Source organism: Streptomyces sp. NPDC057474 (assembly GCF_042802555.1).
Taxonomy (GTDB): domain Bacteria; phylum Actinomycetota; class Actinomycetes; order Streptomycetales; family Streptomycetaceae; genus Streptomyces.
The window spans coordinates 77,568-87,115 of record NZ_JBHVDX010000013.1 but is presented as its reverse complement, the minus strand read 5'-3'; the positions used below and the strand labels follow the sequence as shown (position 1 = coordinate 87,115).

General features: G+C 70.3%; 6 protein-coding genes. 2 read left to right on the top strand and 4 right to left on the bottom strand.

Annotated elements, in window-relative coordinates; translation table 11 throughout:
* Both ACFU53_RS05925 and ACFU53_RS05920 read left to right on the top strand, forming a co-directional pair.
* Positions 1-204 (top strand): RICIN domain-containing protein (locus tag ACFU53_RS05925; protein WP_383986445.1); only part of this gene is annotated, 204 nt, incomplete at its 5' end.
* Between the two features lie 909 nt (positions 205-1,113).
* The gene (locus ACFU53_RS05920) at positions 1,114-3,240 is read left to right on the top strand and encodes a glycoside hydrolase family 2 protein (RefSeq protein WP_383986443.1); all 2,127 of its coding nucleotides are present in this window, start codon (positions 1,114-1,116) and stop codon (positions 3,238-3,240) included.
* An 889-nt stretch (positions 3,241-4,129) separates the two neighbouring features.
* Here ACFU53_RS05920 and ACFU53_RS05915 read toward each other — a convergent pair.
* Genes ACFU53_RS05915 through ACFU53_RS05900 form a run of 4 tightly spaced genes read right to left on the bottom strand, consistent with a single transcriptional unit; the run spans position 4,130 to position 9,531 of the window.
* A complete protein-coding gene (locus ACFU53_RS05915; RefSeq protein ID WP_383986441.1) occupies positions 4,130-6,745 on the bottom strand; it encodes an amino acid adenylation domain-containing protein in 2,616 nt (871 codons plus the stop codon).
* Positions 6,746-6,792: 47 nt separating this feature from the next.
* Positions 6,793-7,617, bottom strand: coding sequence for an SDR family oxidoreductase (locus ACFU53_RS05910; RefSeq protein ID WP_383986439.1), 825 nt, complete (start codon positions 7,615-7,617; stop codon positions 6,793-6,795).
* Positions 7,618-7,670: 53 nt separating this feature from the next.
* Positions 7,671-8,384 carry a thioesterase II family protein gene (locus ACFU53_RS05905; RefSeq protein WP_383986437.1) on the bottom strand — a complete coding sequence of 238 codons (714 nt, stop codon included), beginning with the start codon at positions 8,382-8,384 and terminating at the stop codon, positions 7,671-7,673.
* Positions 8,371-9,531: an LLM class F420-dependent oxidoreductase gene (locus ACFU53_RS05900; protein ID WP_383986435.1), complete on the bottom strand. Its 1,161-nt coding sequence runs from the start codon at positions 9,529-9,531 to the stop codon at positions 8,371-8,373. Before ACFU53_RS05900 ends, ACFU53_RS05905 begins: the two co-directional genes overlap by 14 nt.
* Positions 9,532-9,548: the final 17 nt, after the last annotated feature.

The following is a 9,548-nucleotide window of genomic DNA, read 5'->3' as shown; positions in this document are numbered from 1 at the left end:
GTCGTCCAGAACACCCCCTCCACCGCCGACTCACAGAAGTGGACGCTCGTCGAGGCGGGCGACGGCTACTACGAACTCAAGAACGTGGGAAGCGGCCTCCACACCGGAGTCGCCCAGTCCGCCACCAGTAACGGCGCTCCGGTCGTCCAGTGGAACGACGTGAACAACGACGACCAGCTCTGGAAGATCGTCCGCATCAACTGAGCAGTGGGAAGGCGGGGAAGAACAACATCCCGCATGCCGGGCTCGCGCGCCAAGTCGCCGAGCCCGGCAGGCTCTGCCCTGGCGCCGCGCACGTTGCCTGTCGCCGAGCCCATCCCACACCTGATTTTGACGCGTCCAGAACATTGATCCCGCGATCCGATAAATCACACCGGTCTGCCCCATGTCACGCCGCAGCCGTGGCCCTGGCCCCCAACTTCGTTCGGTGCAGGGGGCCCGTGCAGACCTACGGCTTCAAGACCGCCACCGCCCGCTCCGTAGCTCGGCAGGCAACCCAACCACCGTGAACAGAAACCGCACACTCGGCAACAGCGGCTGGGGCAAGATCTGGGCCGGGACAGCAGCACCACCAGCGTCACCGGCGCCAAGGGCTTCACCGGCATCGGCTTCCGTTCGCCGACGTCAGCGCCACGTCCGTGGGGATCGCGGTGGACCTCGGGGCGATCGGCCACGTCACCCTTCACCCACGCGCGGACACCAGCGCGTTTCCGGCAGCCCGGCGGGTTTCCCGGCCGAACCGGACCCAACGGGCCGCCCAGACCTACGCCCTCATCTCCACCACCGGCAGTCCCCGGGCCGGCCAGCGCATCGACCTCTGGTCGGCACGGCCCGGTGTGCCGTCAGCGTGGGGCCGCCGGACTTCGGCGTCCTCGCCGAGGCGGAGGTGGGACCGGGCGGGGGCGTGATCCGTTCCGAATCGCGTGAGCGGACCGGCCCCAGTGCCCGATCTCCGGACCGGCGGGTCGGGGGCCGTCGCTGGAGGCGCCCTTGCCTGGTCCCCGCAGGTCCGATGACCGCGTAGCCGGTGCGCCCGCCGGCCTGCCGCGGTCGTCGATGGAACGGCACCAGGAAAAAGCCCTCTGCTTCACCACTGAGAAAGGGAGTTTCGGCATGACAGATTTCCCCACTCGCCGACAGGTGCTGAGCGGGACTGCCGGAGGAGTACTGGCCTCGTTGGCAGGGATTCCGATGTCCAAGGCCGCCTTCGCAGCCACGACGTACACGGCGCCGAATCCGCGTGTGCGCATCGACCTCAACAAGGGATGGCGGTTCGTCAGAGCAGACGTCAGCGGTGCGGAAACACCCGGCTTCGACGACTCCGGATGGACGCCGGTCAACACGCCCCACACATGGAACGCCGTCGACGGCGCCGACGGCGGCAACAACTACTACCGCGGAGTGGGCTGGTACCGCCGCCACTACGCGGTGCCGCCGGAACTGGCGGGGAAGCGGCTGTACTTGCAGTTCGCCGGGGTCAACCAGGTAGCCGACGTCTGGGTCAACGGCACGTACCTCGGGCAGCACAAAGGCGGATACTCCCGCTTCAGGTTCGGCGTCACCGGCGTGCTCGTCCCCGGCGCGGACAACGTGATCGCGGTCAAGGTGATCAACGCCCGTGACACGAACATCGCGCCGGTGAGCGCGGACTACACCTTCGAGGGAGGCATCTACCGCAATGTGAGCCTGTGGGCCGTCGACAACCTGCACATTCGGATGGAGGACTACGCGGGCCCAGGCGTCTACCTCTGGCAGAGCGATGTCAGCGCCGCGTCGGCCACGGTGACCGTGACGACGAAGCTGTGGAACGACACCGGCGGCACGAGATCGGTGGTGGTCCGCAGCGTCATCGCCGACAAGAGCGGAACAGTCGTCGCGGACACCCGCAGCACCGCGCAGGCCGTCGCCGCGGCAGCCGGCGCCGAGATCAGACAGACCGTCACCATCGACAGCCCTCGCCTGTGGAACGGCGTGGCGGATCCCTACCTCTACAACGCGAGCGTCGAGATCCACGACGTCACCGCAGGCGCCGACAGGATCGCGGACGTGGTGACCGAACGCCTGGGCCTCCGCTCGCTGGCCGTGGACGCCGCCACCGGCTGCTACCTCAACGGCAGCCACCTCGGCCTGCACGGTGTCAATCTGCACCAGGAGCGGGCCGTCAAGGGCTGGGCAGTGACCGACGCCGATCACACCCAGGACTTCGACCTCATCCGGGAGCTCGGCGCCAACGCCGTCCGGATGGCGCACTACCAGCACGATCAGAAGGACTACGAACTCGCCGACGAACGCGGACTGATCGTCTGGGCGGAGATCCCGCTGGTCAACTCCGTCACCGATTCCACCGCCTTCACCGCGAGCACCCAGAACCAGCTGCGTGAGCTGATCCGGCAGAACTACAACCACCCGTCGATCGTCTTCTGGGGCATCGGCAACGAGCTGACCGACTACAACGGCACCGCCACGAACAGGCTGCTCGCGTCATTGGCCGGCATCATCGCCGCCGAGGACCCGGACCGGCTCTCCACCTACGCGGTACGCGGCGAAGACCCCGACAACGCGCAGGCAGGGCTGCACACGCAGACCACGGGCTTCAACAAGTACTACGGCTGGTACTACGGTTCGAAGGACGGTGACCTCGGCGCCTGGGCCGACAACCTGCACGCGACCTCCCCGTCCCGCAGGATGGCCATGTCGGAGTACGGTGTCGGCGCCAGCACCACCCAGCACGCCCTCAACCCGCCCAAGCCCGCACCCGGTGGTTCCTGGCACCCCGAGGAGTACCAGTCCCTGTTCCACGAGGCGGCCTGGAAGCAGCTCGCCGCCCGTCCGTACATCTGGGGCACGTTCGTCTGGGCCATGTTCGACTTCGCCTCCGACGGCCGTAACGAAGGAAGCCGACCCGGAATCAACGACAAGGGCCTGGTCACCCGTGACCGGCAGATCCGCAAGGACGCCTTCTACTGGTACAAGGCCAACTGGGCGAGCACCCCGACCCTTCACATCACCAGCCGCCGCTGGACCCAGCGGACCGACCCCGCCACCGAGCTGAAGGTGTACTCCAACGCGGACCGGGTCACCGCGACCCTCAACGGCACCTCCCTGGGGGCCCTGAGCAGCAGCGACCGCATCTTCAAGTGGGCCGGCATCACCCTGAGTCAGGGACAGAACACCGTGACGGTGACCGCAACCATCAACGGCTCCACCTACACCGACAGCGTCACCTGGACACTCGCCTGAGAACCTCAACCCTCGGTAGCGCCGGGTCCTCGACCTGCTTCCCGGCCGCAGACCTGCACCGGATCAACCGACTGTGGACTTTGCTGACGTATCGTCAGGTGAAGTCGCGAGGCTTGTCTCGCAGCCCTGCCGCTTTCGCCGGGCTTTGCGGCTTCGGTGGCGGCCGGACGAATGCTGACTTGGGGCCTGGTCGGGTCCGGCGTCGGTGCGGGGTTCGGTGCCGTCGCTGCATTCTGCGGCACCGCTCTTCCTGTCCGAACTGATGGCCCGGGAATGGTCCGGATCTTGGATTGCTGTCCGCAACGCCACGCTCTGGATACGGAGGAGCACCTGCTTGAGCAGCGATTGAGCCTGCCGGACAGGGCCATCCCGCCGGTACGGGGAGTCCAGCAGCCGGCACCCACGAACCGCTTGGCGCAGCGGCCATCCTCGCGGGCGCACGGAGCCCGTCCGTGGCCGTTGTGGGGGTGGAGTGCAGGGCCATCCGTGTGGACGGCCCTGCACAACCCGGCCTGTCTGGCCCTCGCCACTGGGAGCAGTTGCCGTGTGCGCTGTCAGCGGTAGCGGCCGTGGGAGCGCACCCGTCCCTCCACCGGGCCGACCCGGATCGATAGTTCGTCCAGTCGGTCGGCGAGGAACCGTCGCCGCCACTGCTCCAACGTCACCCACTCCTCGGCGCAGCACTGATGGGTGGCGCGGAAGTCGCCCAGTGCCCTGCCGGGTTCCGCAGCGGGCGATGGCGGGCGCGATGCCGGGATCGCGGACCTTCTCGCGGTGGATGTAGTGGTCGTGCCGCAGTCGGCGAACGGCGCGCTGTGTGGGAGCGATCGCCTTCCTGGCACGGTCGTCGGCGGCGAGGTCACAGCAGCCTCCGGCTGCAGCGTCTGGGTCAGGTGTCCGAAGAAACAAGCATTCTGGCGGTGTCCCGGACGGTCGGATGGCGGTACAGCTCCCGCAGACGCAAGGACGGCAGGCCACGCGCGCGCAGTACTGCGCCGATACGGACGGCGAACAGGGAGTTGCCGCCGAGTTCGAAGAAGTCGTCGTCCAGGCCGACGGGCCTGCCGAGGACCTCGCTCCATATCTCCCGCAGCCGATCGGTGAGGTCGTCGTCCGTGACGGGCTCGGTGTCCCGCACCGGCACGGCGGGGGCTGTGGGTGCGGGGAGCCGTGTCGTGTCGAGTTTCCCGTTGGCTGTCAGCGGGAGCGAGTCCAGGGCGGTGACTGTGGTGGGGAGCATGTAGTCGGGCAGGACTCCCGCGGCCCGTTTGCGGACGGTGGCCGGGTCGCCGCCGGTGAGGACCACGTAGGCGTGGATCCCGGCGGTGGTGGCGTCGGCCGGGTCGTCGCGGCGCACGACGACGGCCGCCGTTCGTACGTCCGGGTCCTCCAGCAGGACCGCGCGGATCTCGTCGAGCTCGATCCGGAAGCCGCGGATCTTGACCTGGCTGTCGATCCGTCCAAGGTGTTCGAGCCGCCCGTCCGGGCGCAGACGTCCCAAGTCGCCGCTGCGGTACATGGTGCCGCTGGTCCACGGGTCCACCACGAAGCGCCGAGCGGTCAGTTCCTCCTGGCCGAGGTATCCGAGGGCGACACCGGCGCCGCCGACACAGATCTCGCCGGCCACGCCGGGCGGCAGCAGCCGCCCCGCATCGTCGGTCACGTACAGGTGCCAGCCGGGCAGGGCATGCCCGACGGAGCGGGTGGCGGCGAGTGCCAGCTGCCGGGTGAGGGTCTGTTGGGTGACGTGGACCGTCGTCTCGGTGATGCCGAACATGTTCACCATCCGGCAGACCGACTCGGGGTGCCGGTCGAACCAGGGCAGCAGCATGCGCGCGTCGAGCGGCTCGCCGCCGAACACGACCAGCCGGACCCCGACTTGGGTGTGGTCCACGTCCAGCAGCTGTGCGAACGCCGACGGGGTCTGGCTCAGGACGGTGACCTTCTCGGACACCAGCAGATCGCGGAAGCTGTCGGGTTCCCGGGAGACGAAGTACGGCACCACGACCAGCCGCCCCCCGGACAGCAGGCAGCCCCAGACCTCCCACACGGAAAAGTCGAAGGCGCTGGAGTGGAACCAGGTCCACACGTCGTCGCACCCGAACACGTACTCGTCGCGGGTCGCGTGGATCAGGGCGATCACATTCCGGTGCGGCACCTCGACGCCCTTGGGGCGGCCGGTGGAGCCGGAGGTGTAGATGACGTAGGCGGTGGAGTCGGGAGAGACGGCGGGCAGGGCGGAGGCGTCGCCGGGCCCCGCAGCCGCGTCGAGCAGTTCGTCCGGTGTCACGGGCGCACAGCCGGCCACGTCCGGGAACTCGGGCAGACGGGTGATCACCACGCCCAGTCCCGCGTCCCGCGCGGTGTGGGCGATACGGTCCGCCGGGTAGGCGGGGTCGACGGGGACGTAGGCCGCGCCGGCCTTCAGCACGGCGAGCAGGGTGACGAGAAGCTCGGCGGTGCGCTCCAGACACACGCCCACCCGGTCCCCGGCGGTGACGCCGTGTTCGCGCAGGCCGTGTGCCAGGAGGCCCGACTGCTCGTCGAGTTCGCGATAGGTCAGATCCGCGCCGCCGTCGGTCACGGCGATGCGGTTCGGCGTAGCCTCCGCGATCCGTGCGAACGCCGCGGGCACGCTGATCGGGGTGGTGGCCAGGCGGTGGGCCGGCCTGCCGAGTGCCGCGACACGGTCGCGTTCGGCCTCGTCCAGCAGATCGACGTCGTCGACCCCGGTCCGAGGCGCGCTCAGGATGAGCTGCTGCACTCGCGCGAGGTGTCGGGTGAACTGTGCGGCCATCTCCGTGGAGATGTGAGTCCCGACGTGGTCGCAGCGAAGCCGCCAGCCGTCGGCGTCCTTGAAGACCGACAGGGTGAGCGGGAACGGCGGTGCCAGGCAGGGCACGTACGCGCCGGGGACCTCGGCCGCGTCGAAGAGCAGGCCGACGAGCGATGGGCCGTCCGTGGGGGAGGGCTTCAGCTCACCGAGAGTGGGTGCCTGCTCGACGGTGAAGGAGCCGTGGTCCGTGCCGATGACGGGTGCGCTCTCGGGGTCGTAGCGGCGCAGGGTGACGGCGAGGGCGGCGAGCCAGGTCGCCTCGTCGCCACCGTCGGCCAGGGCGAAGAGGTGGGGGATCGTGGGGCCGTCGTCACCCAGTCCCCAAGCGGGCATGGGAGCGGTCGCGGGTGCGTCGGAGATGGCGCGGGCGGTTCGCGGTCCGGCGGAGTCGCCGACTGCCAGTCGTCCGAGGGCCGTCCGGTCCCACCGGTCGCGAGGGGCCACGACGATCAGATCGCAGGGGCCGTCGGCGTAGCGCAGCAGGACCTTGCGCGGTGCGTCGGCCGGGCGGGCGAGTTCGGCGTGGCGGAGGCGCTCGGCGAGCGGGTCGGCCGCCGGCACGGGCACGTCCTCGATCCACAGCCCCGGAAGTGCCGCCGGGTCCGGGGAGCGGTCCGAGCGGACGCGCACCGCGTGGCAGCGGGCTGCGAGGTGGAGGGAGCCTGACACGGGTGGTACTCCTTGTCGTACAGGGGAGGCGGACGGTGTGCGCGGGCTCAGCGGGCGCTGAATCCGCCGTCCACGGTCAGGACCGAGCCGGTGATCTGCCGGGACTCGTCGGAGGCGAGGAAGACCACGGCGGACGCGACGTCCTCGGGTTCGATCAGCGCGTTCATCGGCTGCGCCTCGACGAAGGTCTTCTCGTGCTCGTCCACCGGCACGTCGAGCGCCCTGGCGATCTCGGTGAGCATGCGACCCTCGGCCTGCGCGTCGTCGCGCACCGAACCGGGGCAGACCGCGTTCACACGCACCTTCGTCGGGGCGTAGTCGAGCGCGGCGGCCTTGGTCAGTCCGACGACGGCGTGCTTTGCGGCGACGTATCCGGCGAAGTGCCGGTAGCCGACGAGCCCGGCGGTGGAGGCGACGTTGACGATGCTGCCGGCGCGCCGGGCGCTCATCGCCTTGCCGACCTCGCGGATCACCCGCCAGGCTCCGGAGAGGTCCACGTCGATCATCAGGGACCATTCCTCCTCGCTGATCTCGTGCACCGGCTTGCCCGAGGGCGCGGCGATGCCCGCGTTGTTGACGGCGACGTCGATCCGGCCGAACCGGTCCTCGGCGCGCGTCACCGCCTCCCGGACGGCACGGAGGTCACGGATGTCGGTCACGGTGGTGAGTACGGCCGCGCCTGCTTCCCGGCACAGCGTGGCGGTGTGCTCCAACTGCCCTGGTGTCCCCAGTGGATAGGGCACGCCGGGCAGATCGGCGCAGATGTCCAGCAGGGTGAGGTCGGCGCCCTCGGTGGCACAGGCGAGCGCGGTGGCCCTGCCGAGTCCGCGGGCGGCGCCGGTGACGAGGACGGACTTGCCGTGCAGACGCATCGGTAACTCCTAGAAGAATCAGGCTCGTTGGGAGGGGGTGAGGACGAGTGGCGCTACAGCACCGTCGAGACGACCAGCCGGACCAGTGCGGGGGCGGCGTCGGTGAGGTACATGTGGCCCCCGGGGATCTCGACGTGCTCGAAGTCGCGGCCGGCGACCTTGCTCCAGGAGTCGGCTTCGTCGTAGCCGACCAGGTCGTCGTCCTCACCCCGGACGACCGTGAGGGGCGCGTCCAGCGGGAGGCCGGTTGAGGGCTCGTAGCTCTCGTGCATCTCGACGTCCGCGCGCAGTGCGGGCAGGATCATCGCGCGCATCTCCGGGTCGTCCAGCGCGGGGTGGTGGTAACCGGCGAACTCGCCGACCCGGGCGAGGAACTCCTCGTCGGACAGGCCCGTGGCCCGCCGCTCGCGTCCCCGGGCCGGTTCCGGCGATCCGCTGACGAAGACATGGACCAGGTCGACGCCCGGCACGTCGGCCAGCCGCTGGGCGAGTTCGTAGGCGAGCACGGCGCCCAGACTGTGCCCGAAGAGGGCGACTCGGTGGCCGCCGTCGTCGCCGAGCCGTTCCCGCAACTGGGCCAGGAGCCCGTCGACGGCCTGGTGCGCGTCCCGGTACGGCTCCTCGTCGATCAGCCGCTCGCGGCCCGGCAGTTGCAGGGGCACGATCTCCAGCGCGTCCCCGGCCAGGGCCGTCCAGGGACGGTAGAACGAGGCGCCCGCCCCGGCGTACGGCAGGCAGATCAGCTTGGTCGTGTCATGCGTGGTCATGGGTGTGGGGGTCTCCTTGTGAGTTCCGCGCTTGGAGCGGGCCTTGTCGGCGGGGGCTGGAGGGGACGGGGCCGGACGCGAGGAGTCCGGCGAGTTCCGCCGCCTCGACGGCGATGCGCAGGGCGTCGGCGGCGCGGTCCGGGCCGGGCAGCCCGGGTCCCACCGGCATCAGGTTGACCGTGGTGGCGCCCGCCTCGGCGAACGCCGTCATCCGCTCGGCGATGCGCTCCCGCGGCCCGAGCAGCGAGGTGGCGTCGAGGAATTCGAGCGGTACGGCGGCCATGGCGCCGGGGTAGTCGCCGGCCAGGAACCTCTCCTGGACGGTGCGGGCCTGGGTCCCGAAGCCCATGCGCTCGGCCAACCGGGTGTAGTGGTTGTCGTCGCGTCCGCCCATGCCGCCGAGGTACAGCGCGGCGTACCCCCGTACCCGGCGGGCGCAGGTCCGCCAGTCGGCACCGGTCACCAGAGGGACTCCGGGGGCGATGTCGAACCCGTCGAGGGTGCGCCCCGCCTTCGCGAGGCCGGCCTTCAGGGGCTGAATTTGCTGGGCGGCGTGGGAGGGGGAGAAGAACACCGGGAGCCAGCCGTCGGCGATCTCTCCGGTCAGTTCGAGGTTCTTCGGGCCCAGGGCGGCGAGGTAGACCGGTATCCGCTCGCGCGGCGGCCGGATGGTCAGGGCGAGCGCCTTGCCGGGGCCGTCCGGCAGGGGGAGCGTGAAGTGGCGGCCTTCGTAGGCGAGGGGTTCCCGGCGCAGCGCGTGGCGTACGAGGTCGACGTATTCGCGGGTACGGCCCAGCGGTGAGGCGAACCTGACGCCGTGCCAGCCCTCCGAGACCTGGGGGCCGGACACCCCGAGCCCGAGCCTGAGCCGTCCGCCGGAGAGGGTGTCGAGGGTGGCGGCGGTCATCGCCGTCATCGCGGGCGAGCGGGCGGGGATCTGCAGGACCGCGCTGCCGACGTCGATACGGGAGGTGCGGGCGGCGATCCAGGACAGCACGGTGACGGCGTCGGATCCGTAGGCCTCCGAGACCCACACCGCCGAGTAGCCGAGATCTTCGGCAAGAGAGGCGAGGGAGAGGTTGGAGGCGTCGTTGCCGCCGACCCAGTAGCCGAGGTTGAGGCCGAGACGCAGAGTGGGGACGGGCATGGGGGCCTCCTGTGGGG

Excerpts from the sequence above, each read along its gene's own strand:
- ACFU53_RS05900 (WP_383986435.1), bottom strand. The coding sequence starts at position 9,531 with ATGCCCGTCCCCACTCTGCGTCTCGGCCTCAACCTCGGCTACTGGGTC.
- ACFU53_RS05905 (WP_383986437.1), bottom strand. The coding sequence starts at position 8,384 with ATGACCACGCATGACACGACCAAGCTGATCTGCCTGCCGTACGCCGGG.
- ACFU53_RS05910 (WP_383986439.1), bottom strand. The coding sequence starts at position 7,617 with ATGCGTCTGCACGGCAAGTCCGTCCTCGTCACCGGCGCCGCCCGCGGA.
- ACFU53_RS05920 (WP_383986443.1), top strand. The coding sequence starts at position 1,114 with ATGACAGATTTCCCCACTCGCCGACAGGTGCTGAGCGGGACTGCCGGA.